Below are 19,186 nucleotides of genomic sequence, written 5' to 3' on the forward strand. Positions count from 1 at the left end.
CTCATCAGGGTATTTCTTCGGTGGTGCCACGGATGCTTCCTCCCCATGGCCATCAGACCATGATCATGAAGCTCCATGAAAGCGGGGGTGGCTCAGCGAGCTGGAACGCACGCAGTCGCGGCTGGCCCGAACCGAGACCGCGTTGGAGATCATGGGAAAGCGCGAGAGCTCTTGGAGGACATCTCCAAGAGCGAGCCGGAGGGTCCGGACGTGTTCGGGCTCGGCAGGCGCTGATGGACGCCTACCAGGCGTTGACACTCGCGGGCACCACGGCCCGGACCGCAGCGGCGATGACCGGGATCGCCCGCTCCAGCGCTGACCGCGACCGGCGCCGGCCGGGCCCGTCACGCCCGCCACGTCAGGTGCCGGCGAACGCACTCACCCCGGCCGAACGCGAGGAGGTTCTACGGCTGCTGGACAGCCCGTAGTTCGTCGACGCCGCTCCGGCGCAGATCTACGCGGCGCTGCTGGACCAGGGCGTGTACGTGGGCTCGATCGCGACGATGTACCGGATCCTGCGCGAACACCGACAGGTGCGTGAACGCCGCCGGCTGGCCCGGCACCCGGCCCGAGCACGTCCCGAGTTGATCGCCGACGCACCTGGGCAGGTCTACACCTGGGACATCACCAAGCTCGCAGGGCCGGTGAAGGGCTCCTACTTCGACGCTTACGTGATGATCGATATCTACTCCCGGTACATCGTCGGAGCACGGGTCCACTCCCGCGAATCCGGTCCTCTCGCGGAGTCGATGATGCGCGAGGTGTTCGACGTTCACGGCGTGCCGCACGTCGTACACGCCGACCGGGGCACCTCGATGACCTCGAAATCGGTCGCTGACCTGCTCGAAGACCTGACCGTGACCCGGTCGCACTCACGGCCGAGGGTGTCCAACGACAACCCGTACAGCGAGGCCTGGTTCAAGACGTTGAAGTACGCACCGGTCTTCCCGGACCGGTTCGCGTCCCTCGCGGACGCACGGACGTTCATGACCGACTTCGTGACCTGGTACAACCACGCCCACCGGCACTCAGGGATCGGCCTGCACACCCCTTCCGAGGTCCACCACGGCCGCCACCACAGCGTCCGCGTGAACCGCGAGGACACCCTCACCGCGGCCCGGGCAGCGCATCCGGAACGATTCGGCACCAGCCGACTCCTGCCCAGGATCCTCGACCTGCCCGAACAGGTCTGGATCAACAAGCCCGACCAGCAACCGGAACCAGCACCACAGGCTGCCTAACTCCCGTTGGCCTCAATTCCTTGACACGTTCCGGCCTGCGACCCAGCGAGGAATACCGGGAGCCCAGCAACGCGGAATGGGACGAGTTCCTCGGCCACTTTGAGCGTCGCCGCCTCGCCCTTGGCGACTGCGGACGTGCATACGGCACCGGATGTATTCACGAGCACAGCTGCGTTCGCTACCCACTCCTTCGCGTCGATCCTGCCCAGCGGCAACGCCTGATCGACATCCGCGACAACCTTACCGCCCGCATCGCCGAAGCAGAACGTGAAGGCTGGCACGGCGAAGCCGAGGGACTTCGAGTCAGCCTCGCTGCAGCCAAGGAGAAGCTCGCTCAAGTCGACGGCACGCTCCAGCGACGCCACAAGGCCATCGAGCTCGGCATGCCCAGCTTCCCTCAAGTCGCCGGATACACCGTTACTTCATCTGCTGCCCGGCCCAACCTGAAGCATGAGCATCTTTAACCCGGAGGAACCGACACCTCGCAACTCACGCCGTCCACTTCGATCTCGGCAGGCAATCCGACCACTACGTATCCCAAGAGTCACACCACATATCGACCGCCTTCCTCGACGCCTCCGCCCTCGCGCGCGAGGTCCCACGAAGATGCGGAAGCGCATCAACCCACCGGTCCCAAAGACCGCCTGGGGTAAGGAATCGATCCGCATGACCCATGCCGAGTTTGCAATCCAGTCGCATCAGAGCCCCAAGAACAACTTTCTGATCAAAACGGGCGTCCACCTGCGGAAGATATCGGTCCAAGTACGAGACCAGTATTTCCGCGTCCTCGCTACTGCCGAACCGAGCGAGTGCGAAAGCGTAGCCCTCGCCTGCATAAACGAGCTCGCTGTCGAGCAGTAGACCTTCAATGCGTTTCCGCCACTCAACCCGCTGCGCCACGCCGACCAGCCAAGCCCCGGTCAGCCGGGACCGCCATTCATAGCCGAGGAGTGCATCGATCTCCTCTGAACTCGCCTGGGCGGCGTCGGCTCGCAGCGCGGCAGCGAAGGCATCCCGCTCCGCCTCTTCGAGCCAGAGAAAGTTGCCGCCCAGAAGTTCCAGATATCGCCCTTCAGCCGTGACATACCGTGCCACAACGTGTCCCTGGCCGACTTCTTGCGGATGCAGCACGCTCATCACGGCATCATCGCTTACCCGTGGCCTTCCAGAGACCGCCATCATGACTTCGTCGTAGTTCAGAGAACGTACCGGCCGTCGCCTCGCTGGATGAACTCAACGCGCTGATCGACGTCTGGGACGTCGAGGACGAACAGCGCCGCATCGGCTCCCGCCCACGCACCGTCGGCGACCACTTCTCCGTCGAACAACCCCTTCTGGCTGCACTGCCAGACGACCCGTTCGGGACCGGCCGCATGTTTCAGCCACGGGCCGACCGCTACAGCCAGATCACGGTCCGCATGAACCGCTACTCGGTTCCGGTCCGGCTGATCGGCCGCCAGGTCCGGGTCGTGCTGCATGCCTCCTACCTGGTCGTTTACGACGGACGCGCCGAAGTCGCCCGGCATCCACGCCTGGCCACCCGCGGCGAGACGCTGCTGGAACTCGACCACTACCTGGAGGCTCTGATCCGCAAGCCAGGTGCACTGCCTGGAGCGACCGCGTTGGAGCAGGCCCGGGCGGCCGGAAAGTTCACGCCCGTGCACGACGCCTGGTGGTCTGCGGTCCGCCAGGCTCACGGCGACGCGGCCGGCACCCGGGCTCTGATCGAGGTGCTGTTGCTGCACCGCAGCATGGCCCACGACCACATCGTCGCCGGGATCCACGCCGCGTTGTCCGCCGGAGCCCTGACCGCTGAAGCCGTCGCGATCGAGGCCCGGAAAGCCTCCCAGACCGAGCCTGTCCCGGATGCCCCGCGACCGGCGCCCACACCGGTCACATCGCTGATCCTGCGACGGCTGGCGAACCTGCCGCCGGACACCCGCCCGATCCCGTCGGTCGCCGCCTACGACCAGCTACTACGCCATCGCCCCGCCGCACCACCAGCCCAGTGAGGAGATCGCCATGACCGTGCGTCAACGCGGCCTGACCGAGCAGGCCGCTACCGCCGCCGTCGACACCGCCTGCCGGCTGTTACGGCTGTCCACCATCTGCGGCCAGTTCCCGGCCATCGCCGACGCTGCCGAGCGGGAACAACTCACCTACCGCGGCTTCCTCGCCGAGCTACTCATTGCCGAATGCGAGGACCGTGACCGGCGCCGTTCCGAGCGACGCATCAAGGCGGCCGGCTTCCCGCGCAGCAAGTGGCTCAAGGACTTCGACTTCGACGCCAACCAGCACGTCGAAGCCGCGACCGTGAACACGTTGGCCACCAGCGACTGGGTCCGCCGCGGGCACCCGGTCTGCTTGATCGGGGACTCCGGCACCGGCAAGTCCCACCTGCTCATCGCGCTGGGCACCGAGGCCGCCATGGCCGGTTTCCGGGTCCGCTACGTACTGGCCGCCAAACTCGTCAACAAGCTGGTCGAAGCCGCCGACGACAAACAGCTCACCAAGACCATCGCCCGTTACGGCCGTGTGGATCTCCTCTGCATCGACGAGCTGGGCTACACGGAACTGAGACAAACACGGCGCCGAACTGCTGTTCCAGGTCCTCACCGAACGCGAGGAGAAGAACAGTGTCGCGATCGCCTCCAACGAGTCCTTCTCCGGCTGGACCAAGACCTTCACCGACCCGAGGCTCTGCGCCGCGATCGTCGACCGACTCACCTTCAACGGCACCATCATCGAAACCGGCACAGACTCCTACCGCCTCGCCCAGACCCGCAGCCAGCAGACCAGTCCCGCGAACTGACCTCTACGACTCTGGTTCGCAGAGCGCCACCTCCGGCCGACCAGGGTCAGATAGATCCGGATCCTGGGCCACGAAAATCTGCTCCAGCGCTTCCCACCCGTCCCTGCGGACCACTTCGGCCTCGCCAGCGGTGATCGGCACCAACCACGTCAAGACCACTGGCACCGAATCCTCGACACGGACAACGGCAAAGGCGTCGGGCAGATACAACGGGCTGATCGCGACCATGGCCGTCATCCGACTGCCCGGAAACAGGGGACCACGCGGGCCGATGACCTGAGCATGCTGCAATGCGGATCCCCGGCGCACCATCTCACCGGCCACCTGGAACAACAGCCCCGCAGCTCTGGCCGGATAGTCGCTCTTCGGAACATGCATCATCAACTCTTGGTGCAAAGCCCCACCATTCGGCATAGCAAGATGGCGCCGTGACAGGCCGACGGTGACCAGCGTCGTCACCCCGGCGAACGGCGAGTCAGGGAACCACGCCACCTGCACCCCTTCTGGCGTCGTTTCATCACCTCGGCTGCCGCTAGACATATGCCCAAGAAACGACTCCAGATGCTCGATCAGATCAGCCACCCGCCGATCATCCCCCGGCCGAACTGCGACGAACTGCACCACCCCTGAGCGTTGCGCAACTTCGGCCAGCCGGGCTGTCCTTGGCGTTGGTTTTTCGCTGGAAACTACGAGCAGCCCCGCAGGTGAACCGCGGCCGGCGGCTTGAAGCGGATCGGCGCTGCTTCCGGGCCGTAATGGTCCTGGCTGGAGGAGCGCTGCTCACCCCACTACTCGGTGGTGGCGCATAGCGGTACTCGGTGCTACCGTATAGCGGTACCCGGTGCTACGGAGTACCGGAAGGCGGGGAAGGGAGCCGCGGTGGAAGATCTGACCGAGATGCTGAAGGGCACCCTCGAGGGCTGCGTGCTCGAGATCATCAACGGCGAGGAGACCTACGGCTACGCGATCACGCGCCGGCTGAACGAGCTCGGCTTCACCGACGTCGTCGAGGGGACGGTGTACACCATCCTGCTGCGACTGGAGAAGAACGGGCTCGTCCAGGTCACGAAACGACCGTCCGAGGTGGGCCCGCCACGCAAGTTCTACGCACTCAACGACGCCGGGCGTCAGGAACTCGCGACGTTCTGGGCGAAGTGGCAGTACGTCTCGTCACGCATCGACAGTCTCAAGGAGGGCGGGAGATGAGCTTCTGGGAGACCATCACGGGCAGCGACCTCACCAGGGAGTGGAAGGAATTCGAGGCCCGGGCGCAGGTGCTGCCCGCCGAATACCGGGCGGCGTGGGAGCAGATGAAGGGCCAGCTCTTCCTGCACGGTGACTTCACCGGTCGCAGCCTGATGCCGATCTTCGACTCCGCGCTGGGGCTGCTGGAGCAGGCGTCGGCGGACGGGCAGAGCATCCAGGAGGTGTTCGGCGACGACATCCCGGGCTTCTGCACGGCGCTGGCCGGTGGAGCGGGCGCCGGGACCTATCGCGACCGGTGGCGTGAGCAGTTGAACAACAACGTGGCGCGAAAACTGGGCCGGCTGGGAGGCTGACGTGGGCATCCGGGACATCATCGAGGGCAAGAAGTACTGGCGGGCGCACGTGGCGCGGGTCAAGGCGCTGCCGCCGGACTACCGGATCGTCTACGAGGAGATGCAGAAGTACCTGTTCAAGGTCGGGCCGATCGAGCTCTCCGAGGGGAAGTTGCTTCCCGGGATCGTCGACTTCTTCGAGGAGGGGGTGGCGTCCGGCAAGGGGGTTCTGGAGTTGATCGGCCCCGACGTCGCCGCCTTCTGCGATGGCCTGATCAAGGACTCGCCCACCTACGCGGACGCCTATCAGGAGGCCATCAGCGCGAAGCGCCGAGCGGCCGGTCAGTGAGCCCGCACGACGCCGGGCGAGCCGTGCGGCTCGCCCGGCGTCGTGGTCGTTCAGCTCTTCGCGGCGATCCGCTGGGCGGTGTCGCTGACGGCCTGGCGGTTGAGCAGGCCGGCGAAGGCGAGGCCGAGGACGGTCCAGAGGATCGTCTGGGTGCCGAGCGACGCGATCCGGAACTTCCACAACAGAACGGCGGGGAAGTTGTCGGGGACTTCGTTGATCGTGGGCAGCAGGACGTAGGCGATGGCGACCACGATCAGGAAGCCGGCGAGGCCGGCGGTGGCGCGGCGCCATTCCTGGGTCTGGGTGCGTGCGGCGAGGACGCCGGCCCAGATCGCGACCAGGCCCAGGATGAGGACCGCGAGGTAGCTGATCGTGCGCTGGTCGATGGTGGCGGGGTCGCCGACCGCGGGTGGGTTCGGCGGGTATTTGAGGAACGGCACGAGGATGACGCCGGTGAGGGCGGCACCGGCTAGGCCGATGGCGGCGCGGCTGTCGCTGCCGGTGCGCAGGCGGCGGCGCAGCAGGGTGTACGCGGTGGCGAGGATCCCGCCCATGGCCAGGCCGTACAGGCTGGTGGCCAGGAGCAGGCCGACGTGTTTCTGGGTGTCGCGGCTGACGAGCTCGTCGTCGGCGCCGGCCTCGCCGTGGGCGAGCGCGTTCTGCTGCTCGATGGCGATGGCGGCGTCGATGCGGGGCTCACCGGCGAAGTAGGCGAAGGTGCCGGCGAGAAGCCCCGCGAGGACGCCGGCCAGCAGGCCCGCGAGCAGGATGCGCCCGAAGCTGGGCGTCAGTGGCACGGAACGCCCAGCAGGTGGCGGCCGTCGTGCATGAGCTCGTGCATGTACATGCCGCTGCGGGAGAGGGCGCCCTGGTCGAAGGCGACCAGGTAGGCCAGGGCGAGCAGCACGATGACGACGCCGGCTGCGGTGAGCAGCAGGCGGGTGGAGATGGCCGGGATGGCGAGGGGCCGCACGGACTGGGCCTTGGGCATGGGAAATCAACCTCCTACGGGATGACGCGTCCCGATGAACAGGCTGCGGTCGTGTGAGCGTCCTGACTCACCGGCCCCGTGGGTGGGGCTGGTTCACAGTGGCGCGACCGCACCGGAGTCTCACCGGTTTCCCTCACGACGCCGCAGATGGCCTCCACAACCTAACCGGCGTCGTGGTGGCGGCACAACCGGGGCGGGCGTGCCGCCGCTAATATTTACGCTCGTCGTTATCTTGCGGGGTGTGGACGGTGTGGCGGTTGTGGGTGATCGTGTTGCTGGGCCCGGTCTCGGTCCCGGCTCCGACGGCGTGCGTGGTCGCGCCGGTGGTGGTGCCCTATCCGGTGGCGGCCCTGGCGCCGCTGGCGACCGGTGCCGGGGTGCGGGTCGCGGTGGTCGACTCCGGGGTGGACGGTGCTCTGCCGCAGCTGGCCGGGGGCCGTGACCTGTTGCCGGGGCGGCCGGGTTGTGGTGGGCACGGTACGGCGGTGGCCGCGTCGATCGCCGGGATCGCGCCGGGTGTGCGGATCGTCGCGGTGCGGGTCTCGGACGGGGATCCGGGTGACGCCGCGGGGATCGGCCGGGTCGCGGAGGGCATTCGCTGGGCGGCGGGGCCGGGCCGGGCCCAGGTGATCAACGTCTCGCTGGTGATCGGGGTCGACGACCGCAGGGTGCGGGCAGCGGTCGCGCAGGCGGTGCACGGGGGCGTGATCGTGGTCGCGGCCGCCGGTAATGATCCGCGCCGGCCGGTGGGGTATCCGGCGGCGTATCCCGGGGTGATCGGGGTGGGTGCGGTTCTGTCGTCGGGTGCGACGGCGTCGTTCTCCCCGGTGGGTCCGGAGGTCGATCTGGTGGCGGTCGGTGACGGCGGGACGAGTTTCTCCGCGGCGTTCGTGTCGGGCGCGGCGGCGCTGCTGCGCCAGCGGTTCCCGGACGCGTCGGCGGCGTGGATCGCCGAGCGGTTGTCGGTGACGGCCGACGTGTCGCGCCGATTGAATCCCTATCGGGCGCTGACCGAGGCCGGGGCGGTGTCGCGGCCGCCGGTCGCGGCCGCTGCCACGCCGCCGATTTCTCCGCGGTACGACGGTGACGGCGCCCGTGCGTGGCGGCGCGCGTCCTGGTTCGCCGGGGTGGCCCTGATCCTGCTCGTGTCCGGTGCCTCGGCCGTCGCGGCGCACAGTCGTGGCCGGCGCCGGGGCTGGCGCCCGCCCGGCTGAGGTCGTGGCGGGCGGTTACCGGGTGATGCCGAGGGTGGCGATCAGGTCCTCGTGGAGTTCGAACCAGATGCGGTGGCACGAGTCGACCTCGATGCCGGTGATCCATGCCGGGTCGTCCCCGGCCTCGATCAGTGCGCGGGTGAACCGGTCGTGGTAGCCGGTGAACCGGGTCAGGTGTGCGGTCAGCGCCTGTTCGAGATCGTGCAGTTCGGCGGCGATCCCGGCGAGTTCGGCGAGCTGGTGGAACGTGTCGGCGGTGTCGGCGCGGTTGAGCTGCCAGGCGGTGAAGAGCCGGGTGGCCTGGGCGTTGAGGGGCAGGAATCGCTCGTGGACGGCGGTGACGGCCGGTTGGGCGCCGGTGCGGTCGAGTTCGTCGCGCAGTTGGGTCTCGTTGCGCCGGTATCCGGTCTGGGTCAGGGTCCACCCGGTCAGGTCGGCGAACGAGGATCTGCTGACCCAGCCGTAGGCCTGGGCGTCGAGGAGGTCCTCGCGGGTCTGCTCGGTGTCGAGGTTGAACCGGGCGGCGACGTCGGCGGTGCCGGCGAAGCCTTTGAGCCGGACGGCGTGGAGCACGAGCAGTTCGGTCATCGGCGGGGTCCTCGGGTGACGGTGCCGACGGTGCCGTCGACGGTGATGGGTGTGTCGTCGCTCAGGCGGGTCATCGCGGTGCCGGCGCCGACGATGGCGGGGATGCCGAATTCCCGGGCGACGATCGACGCGTGGCTCAGGATGCCGCCGGTCTCGGTGACGACGGCGGCGGCGAGGCGGAACAGCGGGGTCCAGGCGGGGTCGGTGGTCCGGCAGACCAGGATGTCGCCGCGCTGGAGGCGGGCGAAGTCGTCGACCGAGTGCAGCAGGCGTGCCGGGCCCGAGGCTCGGCCGGGGCTGCTGGGGACGCCGGTGATCAGCGGGGGAGCGTCGGCCGGGCCGGTTGTCGCCGCGGAGGTGCCGGGCGTGGTGATCGGGCGTGCCTGCAGCAGCCAGATCCGGTCGTCGCGGATCGCCCATTCGAGGTCCTGGGGTCCGCCGAGCAGATCGGCGCAGCGCCGGCCGAGCGTGACGAGCCGGCGGACCTGGTCGGGTGTGACGCAGCGGCGGTTGCGGTCGGGTTCGGCCACCGGCGTACGTCTCAAGCCTTGTTCTTGAAGATCGAGCCGGGTCTGTTTGGTGCCCACGGTGACGTGGACCGCGCCGGTTTCCGCGCTCACGACGAACTCGTCGGGGACGACGGCGCCGGAGACGACGGATTCGCCGAGTCCCCAGGACGCGTTGATGACCGTGCTGTCGGTGCCGGTGCGGGGATCCCGGGTGAACAGCACGCCCGCGTGGTCCGCCTCGATGAGTTCCTGGACGAGGACCGGGGCGGTGGTCTCGTCGTCGAGGTTCAAGTGGGTCCGATAGCCGCGTGCCCGGTCGGTGTCCGGTGACGTGGCGCAGTGCCGGAGGGCGGCCAGGACCTCGTCGAGGCCGCGGGCGCCGAGGACGGTGCTCAGTTGCCCGGCGTGCGAGGCTGTCGCGGAGTCCTCGGTCAGTCCGGAGGACCGGACGGCGACCGCCCGGCCGCGCAGCCGGTGCAGGTGTTCGGCGATCGGCGCGGGGTCGAGGGCGGGATCGGTGACGACGAATCCGTCCGGGACGGGCAGGCCGGCGCGGAGCAGGATGGCGAGCGTGCCGGCCTTGTTGCCGCAGGTGTGGTCCGCGTGGGTGAGCGGGATGACGCTCATGAGTCGGTGTCGTCGTCGAGGCGGGCCAGGACGCGTTCGTGCCGCTGTTGTGCCGCCTGGGCGGTGCGCAGGCCCAGGGGCCGGGCGATCTGGGCCCAGGTCAGTCCCTCGGCGCGGGCGGTGAACAGCAGTCCGGCCTCGAGCTGGTCGAGCTCGGCGCGGGCGGCGGCCAGCAGCGTGATGGCGGCGAGCAGGTCGTCGGGCAGGTCCAGCGCGCCGCGGTCGGTGCCGGCTCGCCACAGCACCTGGCGGATCAGCGTGCCGGCGTCGTGCGGCTGGCCGGCGGCGAGCCAGGGCAGCGCGGGCAGGTCTCGGCCGCCGTGGGCGGTCAGCCGCTCCCGCGCCCACTGTTCGAGAGCGCCCGCGGCCTGGTCACCGGATCCGTCGTCCATGCGCCCAGCGTGTCTTTCAACAACTTGTTTGTCAACATCTTGTTGAACCCGCCGCGTGCCGTGCTGAGGGAACCGGGCCTCCTTCAACGGCTGACAGCCCGGGCCCTCGGGTCGCCCTGATCCGGGGCGTGTGATCATCTGCCGATGATCTGGGAGAGTGTGATCGGCTGGCTGACCGCGCCGGCGTTCGAGGCGTTCGGCACGCCGACCACCTGGGCGGAGCTGCTCGGCTTCGCCACCGGGTTCGTGAACGTGTTCCTGCTCGTGCGCCGGCACATCCTCAACTGGCCGGTCGGCATTCTCAACGTGCTGCTGCTGATGGTGGTGTTCTGGCAGTACGGCCTGTACGCCGACGCCGGCCTCCAGCTCGTCTACGTGGTTCTCGGCGGCTACGGCTGGTGGCTGTGGAAGTACGGCGACGGGCCCGGCGCCGAGTTGGTGGTACGGGACACCACCCGGCGTGAATGGGCCGGGCTGGCCCTCGCGGGCGGGGTGCTCACCTGCGCGCTGTGGCTGTTCCTCGACCGGCTGACCGGCTCCACCGTGCCGCTCGCCGACGCGATCACCACCGCGCTCTCGCTCGTCGCCACGTACGGCCAGACCCGCAAGCTGATCCAGAGCTGGTGGCTCTGGATCGCCGCCGACCTCATCTACATCCCGCTGTACGCGTACAAGGACTTGTGGCTGACCGCCCTGCTCTACGTCGCCTTCCTCGCCCTGTGTGTCCTCGGCCTGTACGTGTGGCGGTCGGCCCGGCGGGAAGCGGTGACGGTCCGATGAGGTACGGGCACGGACTGGTCGTCGGCAAGTTCTACCCACCGCACGCCGGGCATCACGCGCTGATCGCGGCGGCCGCCCGGGACTGCGACCGGGTCACCGTGGTGGTGGCACCGTCGTCGCGGGAATCGGTGCCGCTGGCACTGCGGCTGTCCTGGCTGCGCGAAGCACACGCGACCACCCCGCACGTCCGGTTCGCCGGCACCCACGACGACCACCCGGTCGACTACGCTGATCCGGCCGCGTGGGATCTGCACTGTGCCGTGTTCGCCGCGGCGGCCGGCACCGATCGGGTGGACGCGGTCTTCTCCTCCGAGGCGTACGGCGACGAACTGGCCCGCCGGTTCGGGGCGACGCACGTCTGCGTCGACCTGGACCGGGCCGCACTACCCGTCTCCGGCACGGCGGTCCGCGCCGACCCGGTGGCCCACTGGGACCACCTCGCCCCGGGCGTACGCGCCTGGCTGACCCGCCGCGTCATCGTGGTGGGCGCCGAGTCGACCGGGACCACCACCACCGCGCGGGCGCTGGCCCGGCACTACCGGCTGCGCGGCGGGGTGTGGTCGCGGACCCGCTGGGTTCCCGAGTTCGGCCGGGAGCTGACCGAACGCAAGCTCGCCGGCCTGCGCCGTGCCCGCCCGGGCGCCACGGTCGACGAGGTGGTGTGGAATCGCGCGGACTTCGTCACCGTCGCGGCCGAGCAGAACGCGACCGAGGACGCGGCGGCCCGCGGCGGCTCGCCGGTGCTGTTCGGCGACACCGACGCGCTGGCCACCACCGTGTGGGAGGAGCGCTACCTCGGCAGCACGTCGCCGGCGGTGCGGGCCGCGGTGCGCAGGCCCGACCTGTACCTGCTCACCGACGACGAGCGGGTGCCGTTCGTCGACGACGGGCTCCGCGACGGCGAGGCGATCCGGTCCTGGATGACCGGCCGTTTCCGGGAGGAACTCGCGGCGGCGGACGTGCCGTGGGTGATGCTGACCGGCGGCTACGGGCAGCGGCTGCGCACGGCGGTCGCCGCCTGCGACGCACTGCTGGCGCGGGGCTGGTCGTGGGCCGAGCCGATCACGCCGCGCGCTGGAAGCTCGATCTGACCCCGCCGGATCCGCGGAGCCTGTCCTCCGCGGTGATGACAAAACGATCGATGTGATTGAAGGGCGGGGCGGGGATTCGTACCCTGTCGGGGTGTCTACCGAGATGAGCGACAAGCTCGCCACCGCCGCGGCCGCCGTCGCCGGTCTGGTCGCCGCAGTCCGCGACGATCAGCTCGACCAGGCCACGCCCTGCGCCGAGTTCCGGGTGCGGGATCTGCTCAACCATCTGATCCAGGTCGTTCACAACTTCCAGGCGCTGGCCCGTCGCGAGGACGTCGACTGGAGTCCCGGCCCGGACCGGCTCACCGGGGACTGGCGGACCGCGTTCGCCGCCGAGGCGGACCGGCTGGTCGAGGCCTGGGCCGACCCGGCCGCCCTGGAGGGCGTCTCGCCCGGGATGGGGTTGCCGCAGCGGACCGTCGGTCAGATGGTCCTCGGCGATCTCGTGGTGCACGGCTGGGACCTGGCCCGTGGCACCGGCCAGGAGTACCGGGTGGACCCGAGCCTGGTGCCGGCGCTGCGGGAGTTCCTCGACGGGATGGTCGAGACCGGGCGCAAGATGGGCGCGTTCGGTGACCCGGTCGACTGCCCGCCGGACGCCGGTGAGTTCGCCGAGCTGCTCGCGGTCACCGGGCGTGACCCGGCGTGGACGCGGGCCTGAGCGCCGGATCGGTCCTCCGGCTCGTGACCGATGAGCGGGCGGGACGTTTGTCCAGCCGGTAGCCCATAGCCTGAGCTTCGTGGACAGCGTGCAGCTTCTGCTCATCATCGGTGCGGGCATCGCCGTGTCGGCGGTCGCCCGCAAGCGGGACCTCGAGCCGGGCATGATCATTGTGGTGCTGGCCGCGGCGGCGTCGTTCCTTCCGGGAGTGCCGCGGCTCGAGCTCGACAGCGAGTTCATCCTGGCGGTCGTGGTGCCGCCGCTGCTCTACTCGGCGACCCGCGGGGCGTCGCTGGCGGCGTTCGGCGCCAACCTGCGGGCGATCGTGACGCTCGGGGTGCTGCTCGTGCTGCTCACGGCGGGGGTGCTCGGTCTGGTCGCCGCCTGGCTGCTGCCGTCGCTCGGGGCCGCCGCGTTCGTGCTCGGGTCGGTGCTCGCGCCGCCGGACACGATCACCACCGTGTCGCACGGGGACGAGATCGGGCTGCCGAAGCGGGTCACCTCGATCCTCACCGGGGAGAGCCTGGTCAACGACGCGACCGCGCTGACCCTGTTCAGCATCGCGGTCGGGGTGGTCGGTGGTGAGCAGGCGTCGTGGGGGCACGGCGGGCTGCAACTGCTGCGCAACGCGGTGGTGGGGATCGTCATCGGGGCCGTGTTCGCGGTCGCGACGCTCTGGGTCCGCAAGCGGCTGGGCAATCCGACGCTGGAGACGGCGCTGGTGCTGCTGGTGCCGTTCACCGCGTTCCTGGTCGCCGAGCACGTGCACGCCTCGGGAATCCTCGCGGTGGTCGCGGCCGCGTTCCTGATCAGCGTCAATCTGACCCTCGACCCGCGGCACCAGTATCCGGGCGCCTACCGCACCCGGTTGCAGGAGGCGGCGTTCTGGCCGGTGCTCGACTTCGTGCTGGAGACGTTCGTGTTCGCGTACATCGGCCTGCAGTTGAGGTTCGTGCTCGCGGACCTGGCGGGTTCGGCGGATCCGGGGTTGATCCGGACCCTGGTGGCGGCCGGCGTGCTGCTGCTGGTGGCGATCGTGTTCCGGCTGGCGGCGGTGTATCTGCTGTTCGGCCGATGGACGCTGCGGGAGTGGATGATCCAGCGGCGGGTCGCGCGGGACGCCTCCTTCCGGGCGGAGTACGAGCGGCGCGGCCGGCGTGGCGGGGCGCCCTCGACCGTGCCGACGCAGCGGGAGGCGCTGCTGGTCGGCTGGATCGGGATGCGCGGCATTCTCACGCTGGCCGCGGCCGGTTCGATTCCGCCGCGAGTGCCGGGGCGCGACGCGATCCTGGCGATCGCGCTGTTCGTCACGCTCGGCACCCTGCTGCTGCAGGGCACCACGATCGGCTGGCTGACCCGGCGGCTGAGATTCGACCTGTCCGCCGAACGCGCCCAGGAGCGGGAGATGCGCGGGCGCGGGCAGCGGATCGTGGAGGAGGTGGGCCACGAGCCGGCCGGGGACCCGGACGCCGGCTTCGAGGCGCAGCGGCTCGCGCTGGGCAGGGCGGTGATGGAGCGGCGGCTGACCGAGGAGATCGCCCGGGCGATGATCGACGAGATCGATCTGCGCCAGGCGGCCCGGCACACCCTGCCCCCGGCCCGGGCCTGAGCCGGCGGCGGGCGGGTACCCCCTGGGGTATCTTGGGGGTGGAGGTGGGTGCGGGTGGAGATGAGTCCGGTCCTGCTCAGGGACGCGCTGACCCGGTTGAAGCGGGCGCAGGGGCAGCTCGGCGCGGTGATCGCGATGATCGAGAACGGTGAGGACTGCAAGCGGGTCCTCACCCAGCTGGCCGCGGTGTCCAGCGCCGTGGACCGGGCGGGCTTCAAAATCATCGCCACGGGTATGCGGGAGTGCCAGGCCGCCCGGGAGCGTGGCGAGGAGCCGCCGATGAGCGACGAGGAGCTCGAGAAGCTGTTCCTGTCCCTCTCCTGATCCACCCGAGGTCGTCGCCGGTCGGCGGAACCCTGATCGCACTGTATGCTCGGCATACCCCCGGGGGTATGCACTGATTGGAGTTGAGTAGTGACTGAGCTTCCTGTGGAGGTCGTGCAGACCTCGTCACTGGGTGACCGCAGCTATCTCGCCCACGACGGGCGGTTCGCGATCGTGGTGGACCCGCAGCGCGACATCGACCGGATTCTGGCGCTGGCCGGCCGGCTCGGCGTGCGGATCACCCACGTCGCCGAGACACACCTGCACAACGACTACGTCTCCGGCGGGCTGGCGCTGGCGAAGCTGACCGGTGCCACCTACCTGGTCGCCGCCGCCGACGAGGTCCACTTCGACCGCCGGCCGGTGGCCGACGGCGACGAGATCACCGTCTCGGCGCTGATGCGCCTGCGGGTCGTCGCCACACCCGGACACACCTTCCACCATCTGTCGTACGTCCTCGACGGCGCCGACGGCCCGGTCGGGGTGTTCACCGGCGGGTCGCTGCTGTTCGGCACCACCGGCCGCACCGATCTGCTCGGCGAGCAGCACGCCCACACCCTCGCCGAACACCAGCACGCCTCGGTGCGCCGGCTGGCGGACCTGCTGCCCGACGGCGCGCGGGTGTGGCCCACGCACGGCTTCGGCAGCTTCTGCTCCGCGACGCAGGCCGACGCCCCGGAGTCGACCATCGGCCGGGAACGCACCGCCAATCCGGCGCTGCGCCTGCGGACCGACGACTTCGTCGCGCAGACCCTCGCCGGCCTGGACGCGTACCCGGCGTACTACGCGCACATGGGTGCCCGCAACGCCGCCGGCGCCGACCTGATCGACCTGACCCCGGTCGCCGCCGCCGACCCGGCCGAGCTGGCCCGGCGGATCGCGGACGGCGAGTGGGTGGTCGACCTGCGTTCGCGCAAGGCGTTCGCGCACCGGCACCTGACCGGCACGCTGAGCTTCGGCCTGGACGGGCCGATGTCGACGTGGCTGGCCTGGCTGGCGCCGTGGGGTGCGCCGATCACCCTGCTCGGCGACAGCGAACAGCAGGTCGCCGACGCGCAGCGGGAACTGGCCCGGATCGGCGTCGACCGGCCCGCCGCCACGGCCACCGGCGACCCCGACCAGTGGGCCGCCGGCGACGACACCCGCCTCGCCCAGCTGACCACGGCGACCTTCACCGACCTGGCCGCCGCCCGCGCCGGCACCCCGCCACCCGGCCTGCCCGCCCTCGACGTGCTGCTCGACGTGCGTATGAGCAAGGAGTGGCGCACCGGCCACATCGACGGCGCGGTCCACATCCCGCTGCCCGACCTGCCGCACCGGCTCGCCGATGTGCCCGCCGGCACGGTGTGGGTGCACTGCGGCTCCGGCTACCGCGCCGCGGCCGCCACCAGCCTGCTGGCCCGGGCCGGCCGTCAGGTCGTGCACCTCGACGACGCCTACGCGGACGCCGCCGGCGCCGGCCTGCCCATCGTCCCCGGAAACTGACCAGGAGCCCGCGCACCACATGACCACATCGCCCGCCCTCGACGTCCCCACGCTGCGACATCTGATCGCCGGCGGCCAGGTGCCCCGGCTGATCGACGTGCGCACCCCCGCCGAGTTCGAGACCGCGCACATCCCCGGTTCCCGCAACGTGCCCCTGGACCTGCTGCGCGAACACCGCGACGAACTGCGCGAGCACCTCGACGGGCCGGTCGTGCTCGTCTGCCGCTCCGGGCAGCGTGCCGGCCAGGCCGAACGGATCCTCGCCGGAGCCGGCCTGCCGGACCTGCGCGTGCTCGCCGGCGGCATCACCGGCTGGCGGGCCGAGCACGGCCCGGTCACCACCGGCAGACCCCGCTGGGAGCTGGAACGACAGGTCCGCCTCGTCGCCGGCGGCATCGTCCTGGCCGCCGTGCTCGCCAGCACGGTGGCCGAGCCGGTGAAGTGGGTGGCCGCGTTCATCGGCGCCGGTCTCGCCGTCGCCGCGCTGACCGACACCTGCGCGATGGGCATGGTGCTCGCCAGGCTGCCCTACAACCGTGGCCCGCGTACCGATCTCGCCCGGGTCGTCACCGCTCTGGGCGCGGACCGGCGGTAGTCACATGTCGGATCACCTGCCGCCCTGGCCGCCCGGCCGCGACGAGCCCGCACCGCCCTGGCCGCCCGGCCGCGACGTGCCCGCACCGCCGTGGCCGGCCCGCCGTGACCGTCCCGCAGCGCTCTGGCCGGCCCGCCGCGACCGTCCCGCGCCGCCCTGGCCGCGTTCGGCCTGCCGGGCCGCACCGCCCGGCGTGCCGCCGGGCCGGGGGCGGTCGTGATCGCCGCGATCGGGTTCGGGCTCCTCATCGGGATCCTGCTCGGCCTGTTCGGCGGCGGCGGCTCGATCCTCGCAGTCCCCGCCCTGGTTTACGGCGCCGGTCTGAGCCTGGCCGCCGCCGTACCCACCGCCCTGCTCGTGGTCGGCGTCTCCGCGGCGACCGCCCTGCTCCCGCGGCTGCGGGCCGGGCTGGTGCGGTGGCGGATCGCCGGGATCGTCGGTGGCACCGGCGCCGCCGCGGCGTTCGCCGGCGCGGCCGTCAACCGGCTCCTCGATCCGCGCCTGGTCCTGGCCGGGTTCGCCGTCCTCATGATGGTCGCCGGTCTGCGGATGCTGCGCGACGCCGGCGAATGCGGTGGCGACTGCGCCCTGCCCGGCGGCGGGGTCAACTGGCGCGGCTGCCTGCCCAAAGCCATCGCGGCCGGGCTCGCGGTCGGCTTCCTCACCGGTCTGTTCGGGGTCGGCGGTGGATTCCTCATCATCCCGGCCCTGGTCCTGCTGCTCGGCCTGACCATGCCCGCCGCCGTCGCCACGTCACTGGTCATCATCGTGGCGAACTCCGCCGCCGGGCTCGTCGCGCACGTCGGCGACGCGGCCGTCGACCACCGCGTCGCCGCGGCGTTCACCCTCGCCGCGATCCTCGGCTCCCTGGCGGCCGCGCGGATCGCGGCCCGGCTGCCCACCGAGCGGCTGCGGCGCGCCTTCGCGTGGCTCGTCCTCGCCGTCGCCGTCTTCGTAGGCGTCCAGACGGTCCTCAACCCCGCCCCGGTTTGACCCGCGGGTGCCGGTCCCCGCTCGTCGGGTGTCGAAACGATCGTCAGCCTGCCACGGTCTGCTCCTGCGGGTGCCGGTTGCTCGCTCATGAGGTGTCCGAGCGGTCCTCAGCCTGCCACGGTCTGCTCCTGCGGGTGCCGGTTGCTCGCTCATGAGGTGTCCGAGCGGTCCTCAGCCTGCCACGGTCTGCTCCTGCGGGTGCCGGTTGCTCGCTCATGAGGTGTCCGAGCGGTCCTCAGCCTGCCACGGTCTGCTCCTGCGGGTGCCGGTTGCTCGCTCATGAGGTGTCCGAGCGGTCCTCAGCCTGCCACGGCATGATCGACTCCCGGCCGGGGCGGTTGTTGCTCGTGCCTCAGCGATGTGCGATCAGGACCGCGCCGGGCGAGGGCTGGTCCAGGTCGAGCAGCAGTTGGCCGGTGACGACGAAGCCGGCGTCGCGCAGCCGGTCGGCGAGCTGTTCGGGCCGGCGCCGGTGCACGTGGACGTGCATCGGGTGGCCACCGTAGCCCTCGGTCTTCAACTGGGTCCGGTCGCCGACGTGGAAGCCGATCAGAAGTGGACCGCCGGGGTGCAGCACCCGGTGGAAGTGGCCGAGAACCGTCGGGATCGCCTCGTCCGGGACGTGGATCAGGGACCAGAAGGCGAGGAGGGCGGCGACCGACGTGTCCGGCAGCGGCAGGTCGGTCATCGAGCCGACCTCGAAGCGCAGGCCGGGGTGGTCCCGCCGGGCGATGTCGATCATCGCGGGGGAGAGGTCGATGCCGAACGCGTCTACGCCCAGGGCCTGCAGGTGCGCGGTGACGTGCCCGGGCCCGCAGCCGACATCGGCGACCGGGCCGCCGCCGGCGGCGTGGACCAGGTCGGCGAAGAGGGCGAGAGCGGCGCGCAGGTACGGCTGCCCGGAAAGTGAGTCACGCACCAGGTCGGCGTAGCCGCCGGCAACGGTGTCGTAGGACGTACGGGTGTCGGCCAGCCAGGTCACGAACGTTCCCCTGTCGGTGCTTCTGACGGATGACGGTGCGGCGAAGAGAGTAGTCCGGATGATCGCGCTGGAGGTGCGGCGGCTGCAGGGAACAGCGCCGCGGTGTCCGGTTCGGCCCTCGGGCCGCCTGGGACGGCCCGGACGAGGTTACGCCGGCACCGGCCTCGGTCTGGCCATCTGCAAGCGCACGGTGGAGCGGCACGGCGGCACCATCACCGCGACCGAAAACCCCGGCGGCGGCACCCGTTTCACCTTCACCCTGCCCGCCGAACCCGGCACCGGGCACCGCGATCGCCCGTGGCCGTCCACCGGGACACCCGAGCCTGAGCTGGCTGCCGTTTGACCACCGGCGACGGCAATCCGGGGCAGGCGGCTGCCGCCCGAACCGAGGAATTGTGTTTCATA

General features: G+C 70.7%; 24 protein-coding genes, 3 pseudogenes and 1 riboswitch. Of the genes and pseudogenes, 19 read left to right on the forward strand and 8 right to left on the reverse strand.

All coding sequences use genetic code 11. The features are described from left to right. Positions 1-203 precede the first annotated feature (203 nt). Together CHC09_RS42645 and CHC09_RS42650 are read left to right on the forward strand one after the other, a co-directional pair. Positions 204-1,241: pseudogene (locus tag CHC09_RS42645) on the forward strand (transposase); the annotation flags it as partial. A gap of 20 nt (positions 1,242-1,261) precedes the next feature. Continuing rightward, positions 1,262-1,705 (forward strand): hypothetical protein, encoded by a 444-nt coding sequence (locus tag CHC09_RS42650; RefSeq protein ID WP_203833438.1) that lies wholly within the window; start codon positions 1,262-1,264, stop codon positions 1,703-1,705. A 64-nt stretch (positions 1,706-1,769) separates the two neighbouring features. On the opposite strand, the gene CHC09_RS42655 is transcribed toward CHC09_RS42650, so the two are convergent. Further along, a complete protein-coding gene (locus tag CHC09_RS42655) occupies positions 1,770-2,378 on the reverse strand; it encodes a DUF6000 family protein (RefSeq protein ID WP_089298979.1) in 609 nt (202 codons plus the stop codon). 206 nt (positions 2,379-2,584) lie between these two features. Here CHC09_RS42655 and CHC09_RS48220 point away from each other — a divergent pair, with 206 nt between their 5' ends. From CHC09_RS48220 to CHC09_RS48645, 3 genes and pseudogenes are all read left to right on the forward strand, one after another. Continuing rightward, positions 2,585-3,253, forward strand: a complete 669-nt coding sequence (locus CHC09_RS48220; protein ID WP_373872025.1) for a Mu transposase domain-containing protein — start codon at positions 2,585-2,587, stop codon at positions 3,251-3,253. 10 nt (positions 3,254-3,263) lie between these two features. Further along, positions 3,264-3,761, forward strand: a pseudogene (locus tag CHC09_RS48640) (ATP-binding protein); the annotation flags it as partial. A 79-nt stretch (positions 3,762-3,840) separates the two neighbouring features. Continuing rightward, positions 3,841-4,053, forward strand: a complete 213-nt coding sequence (locus tag CHC09_RS48645) for an ATP-binding protein (RefSeq protein ID WP_307833959.1) — start codon at positions 3,841-3,843, stop codon at positions 4,051-4,053. 3 nt (positions 4,054-4,056) lie between these two features. Here the strand turns inward: CHC09_RS48645 and CHC09_RS42670 are convergent, their stop codons facing one another. Next, positions 4,057-4,635: a suppressor of fused domain protein gene (locus tag CHC09_RS42670; protein WP_089298980.1), complete on the reverse strand. Its 579-nt coding sequence runs from the start codon at positions 4,633-4,635 to the stop codon at positions 4,057-4,059. A 297-nt stretch (positions 4,636-4,932) separates the two neighbouring features. Between CHC09_RS42670 and CHC09_RS42675 the strand changes: the two genes are divergently transcribed. The 3 genes from CHC09_RS42675 to CHC09_RS42685 are packed head-to-tail and all read left to right on the forward strand — an operon-like array spanning position 4,933 to position 5,940. Next, positions 4,933-5,259, forward strand: coding sequence for a PadR family transcriptional regulator (locus CHC09_RS42675; RefSeq protein ID WP_089298981.1), 327 nt, complete (start codon positions 4,933-4,935; stop codon positions 5,257-5,259). Beyond that, entirely contained in the window at positions 5,256-5,612 is a 357-nt protein-coding gene (locus tag CHC09_RS42680; protein ID WP_089298982.1) for a DUF1048 domain-containing protein, read from the forward strand. The genes CHC09_RS42675 and CHC09_RS42680 overlap by 4 nt, the downstream gene beginning before the upstream one ends. Before the next feature lies 1 nt (position 5,613). Then, entirely contained in the window at positions 5,614-5,940 is a 327-nt protein-coding gene (locus CHC09_RS42685) for a DUF1048 domain-containing protein (RefSeq protein WP_089298983.1), read from the forward strand. A gap of 50 nt (positions 5,941-5,990) precedes the next feature. On the opposite strand, the gene CHC09_RS42690 is transcribed toward CHC09_RS42685, so the two are convergent. Continuing rightward, positions 5,991-6,737 (reverse strand): CbtA family protein, encoded by a 747-nt coding sequence (locus CHC09_RS42690; protein WP_089298984.1) that lies wholly within the window; start codon positions 6,735-6,737, stop codon positions 5,991-5,993. Further along, positions 6,728-6,931, reverse strand: coding sequence for a CbtB domain-containing protein (locus tag CHC09_RS42695; protein ID WP_089298985.1), 204 nt, complete (start codon positions 6,929-6,931; stop codon positions 6,728-6,730). Before CHC09_RS42695 ends, CHC09_RS42690 begins: the two co-directional genes overlap by 10 nt. Positions 6,932-6,966: 35 nt before the next feature. After that, a riboswitch (cobalamin riboswitch) is annotated at positions 6,967-7,106 on the reverse strand. A gap of 73 nt (positions 7,107-7,179) precedes the next feature. Between CHC09_RS42695 and CHC09_RS42700 the strand changes: the two genes are divergently transcribed. Beyond that, positions 7,180-8,145, forward strand: coding sequence for a S8 family serine peptidase (locus tag CHC09_RS42700; protein WP_179277537.1), 966 nt, complete (start codon positions 7,180-7,182; stop codon positions 8,143-8,145). A gap of 15 nt (positions 8,146-8,160) precedes the next feature. On the opposite strand, the gene CHC09_RS42705 is transcribed toward CHC09_RS42700, so the two are convergent. The 3 genes from CHC09_RS42705 to CHC09_RS42715 are packed head-to-tail and all read right to left on the reverse strand — an operon-like array spanning position 8,161 to position 10,261. Further along, positions 8,161-8,733, reverse strand: a complete 573-nt coding sequence (locus CHC09_RS42705; protein ID WP_089298987.1) for a hypothetical protein — start codon at positions 8,731-8,733, stop codon at positions 8,161-8,163. Beyond that, complete coding sequence (locus CHC09_RS42710) at positions 8,730-9,869, reverse strand: PEP/pyruvate-binding domain-containing protein (RefSeq protein ID WP_089298988.1); 1,140 nt, start codon at positions 9,867-9,869, stop codon at positions 8,730-8,732. The genes CHC09_RS42705 and CHC09_RS42710 overlap by 4 nt, the downstream gene beginning before the upstream one ends. Next, complete coding sequence (locus tag CHC09_RS42715; protein ID WP_089298989.1) at positions 9,866-10,261, reverse strand: hypothetical protein; 396 nt, start codon at positions 10,259-10,261, stop codon at positions 9,866-9,868. Before CHC09_RS42715 ends, CHC09_RS42710 begins: the two co-directional genes overlap by 4 nt. Positions 10,262-10,405: 144 nt before the next feature. Here CHC09_RS42715 and pnuC point away from each other — a divergent pair, with 144 nt between their 5' ends. The 9 genes from pnuC to CHC09_RS42755 all read left to right on the forward strand — a co-directional run bounded on the left by pnuC (position 10,406) and on the right by CHC09_RS42755 (position 17,799). Then, on the forward strand, positions 10,406-11,041 hold the full coding sequence (pnuC, locus tag CHC09_RS42720) for a nicotinamide riboside transporter PnuC (RefSeq protein WP_089298990.1): 636 nt from the start codon (positions 10,406-10,408) through the stop codon (positions 11,039-11,041). Further along, entirely contained in the window at positions 11,038-12,132 is a 1,095-nt protein-coding gene (locus CHC09_RS42725) for an AAA family ATPase (protein ID WP_089299036.1), read from the forward strand. The genes pnuC and CHC09_RS42725 overlap by 4 nt, the downstream gene beginning before the upstream one ends. Before the next feature lie 91 nt (positions 12,133-12,223). Further along, positions 12,224-12,793, forward strand: coding sequence for a TIGR03086 family metal-binding protein (locus CHC09_RS42730; protein WP_089298991.1), 570 nt, complete (start codon positions 12,224-12,226; stop codon positions 12,791-12,793). Between the two features lie 79 nt (positions 12,794-12,872). Then, positions 12,873-14,402: a cation:proton antiporter gene (locus CHC09_RS42735; RefSeq protein ID WP_089298992.1), complete on the forward strand. Its 1,530-nt coding sequence runs from the start codon at positions 12,873-12,875 to the stop codon at positions 14,400-14,402. A gap of 60 nt (positions 14,403-14,462) precedes the next feature. Then, positions 14,463-14,726, forward strand: coding sequence for a metal-sensitive transcriptional regulator (locus tag CHC09_RS42740; protein WP_373872026.1), 264 nt, complete (start codon positions 14,463-14,465; stop codon positions 14,724-14,726). Between the two features lie 90 nt (positions 14,727-14,816). Continuing rightward, positions 14,817-16,211: an MBL fold metallo-hydrolase gene (locus tag CHC09_RS42745; RefSeq protein WP_089298994.1), complete on the forward strand. Its 1,395-nt coding sequence runs from the start codon at positions 14,817-14,819 to the stop codon at positions 16,209-16,211. Positions 16,212-16,230: 19 nt separating this feature from the next. Then, a complete protein-coding gene (locus CHC09_RS42750; RefSeq protein ID WP_089298995.1) occupies positions 16,231-16,806 on the forward strand; it encodes a rhodanese-like domain-containing protein in 576 nt (191 codons plus the stop codon). Positions 16,807-16,810: 4 nt separating this feature from the next. Further along, the gene (locus CHC09_RS45930) at positions 16,811-17,026 is read left to right on the forward strand and encodes a hypothetical protein (RefSeq protein ID WP_143232908.1); all 216 of its coding nucleotides are present in this window, start codon (positions 16,811-16,813) and stop codon (positions 17,024-17,026) included. Beyond that, positions 17,023-17,799, forward strand: coding sequence for a sulfite exporter TauE/SafE family protein (locus tag CHC09_RS42755; protein ID WP_089298996.1), 777 nt, complete (start codon positions 17,023-17,025; stop codon positions 17,797-17,799). The genes CHC09_RS45930 and CHC09_RS42755 overlap by 4 nt, the downstream gene beginning before the upstream one ends. Before the next feature lie 352 nt (positions 17,800-18,151). On the opposite strand, the gene CHC09_RS42760 is transcribed toward CHC09_RS42755, so the two are convergent. Continuing rightward, complete coding sequence (locus tag CHC09_RS42760; RefSeq protein ID WP_089298997.1) at positions 18,152-18,781, reverse strand: class I SAM-dependent DNA methyltransferase; 630 nt, start codon at positions 18,779-18,781, stop codon at positions 18,152-18,154. 145 nt (positions 18,782-18,926) lie between these two features. On the opposite strand from CHC09_RS42760, the pseudogene CHC09_RS47305 reads away from it, so the two are divergent. After that, positions 18,927-19,124, forward strand: a pseudogene (locus CHC09_RS47305) (ATP-binding protein); the annotation flags it as partial. Between the last annotated feature and the right edge of the window lie 62 nt (positions 19,125-19,186).

The organism is Actinoplanes regularis (assembly GCF_900188005.1).
In the GTDB taxonomy this organism is placed as follows: Bacteria; Actinomycetota; Actinomycetes; order Mycobacteriales; family Micromonosporaceae; genus Actinoplanes; species Actinoplanes regularis.

Excerpts from the sequence above, each read along its gene's own strand:
- CHC09_RS42655 (WP_089298979.1), bottom strand. The coding sequence starts at position 2,378 with ATGAGCGTGCTGCATCCGCAAGAAGTCGGCCAGGGACACGTTGTGGCA.
- CHC09_RS42680 (WP_089298982.1), top strand. The coding sequence starts at position 5,256 with ATGAGCTTCTGGGAGACCATCACGGGCAGCGACCTCACCAGGGAGTGG.
- CHC09_RS42695 (WP_089298985.1), bottom strand. The coding sequence starts at position 6,931 with ATGCCCAAGGCCCAGTCCGTGCGGCCCCTCGCCATCCCGGCCATCTCC.
- CHC09_RS42705 (WP_089298987.1), bottom strand. The coding sequence starts at position 8,733 with ATGACCGAACTGCTCGTGCTCCACGCCGTCCGGCTCAAAGGCTTCGCC.
- CHC09_RS42710 (WP_089298988.1), bottom strand. The coding sequence starts at position 9,869 with ATGAGCGTCATCCCGCTCACCCACGCGGACCACACCTGCGGCAACAAG.
- CHC09_RS42715 (WP_089298989.1), bottom strand. The coding sequence starts at position 10,261 with ATGGACGACGGATCCGGTGACCAGGCCGCGGGCGCTCTCGAACAGTGG.
- pnuC (WP_089298990.1), top strand. The coding sequence starts at position 10,406 with ATGATCTGGGAGAGTGTGATCGGCTGGCTGACCGCGCCGGCGTTCGAG.
- CHC09_RS42725 (WP_089299036.1), top strand. The coding sequence starts at position 11,038 with ATGAGGTACGGGCACGGACTGGTCGTCGGCAAGTTCTACCCACCGCAC.
- CHC09_RS42740 (WP_373872026.1), top strand. The coding sequence starts at position 14,463 with ATGAGTCCGGTCCTGCTCAGGGACGCGCTGACCCGGTTGAAGCGGGCG.
- CHC09_RS42750 (WP_089298995.1), top strand. The coding sequence starts at position 16,231 with ATGACCACATCGCCCGCCCTCGACGTCCCCACGCTGCGACATCTGATC.
- CHC09_RS45930 (WP_143232908.1), top strand. The coding sequence starts at position 16,811 with ATGTCGGATCACCTGCCGCCCTGGCCGCCCGGCCGCGACGAGCCCGCA.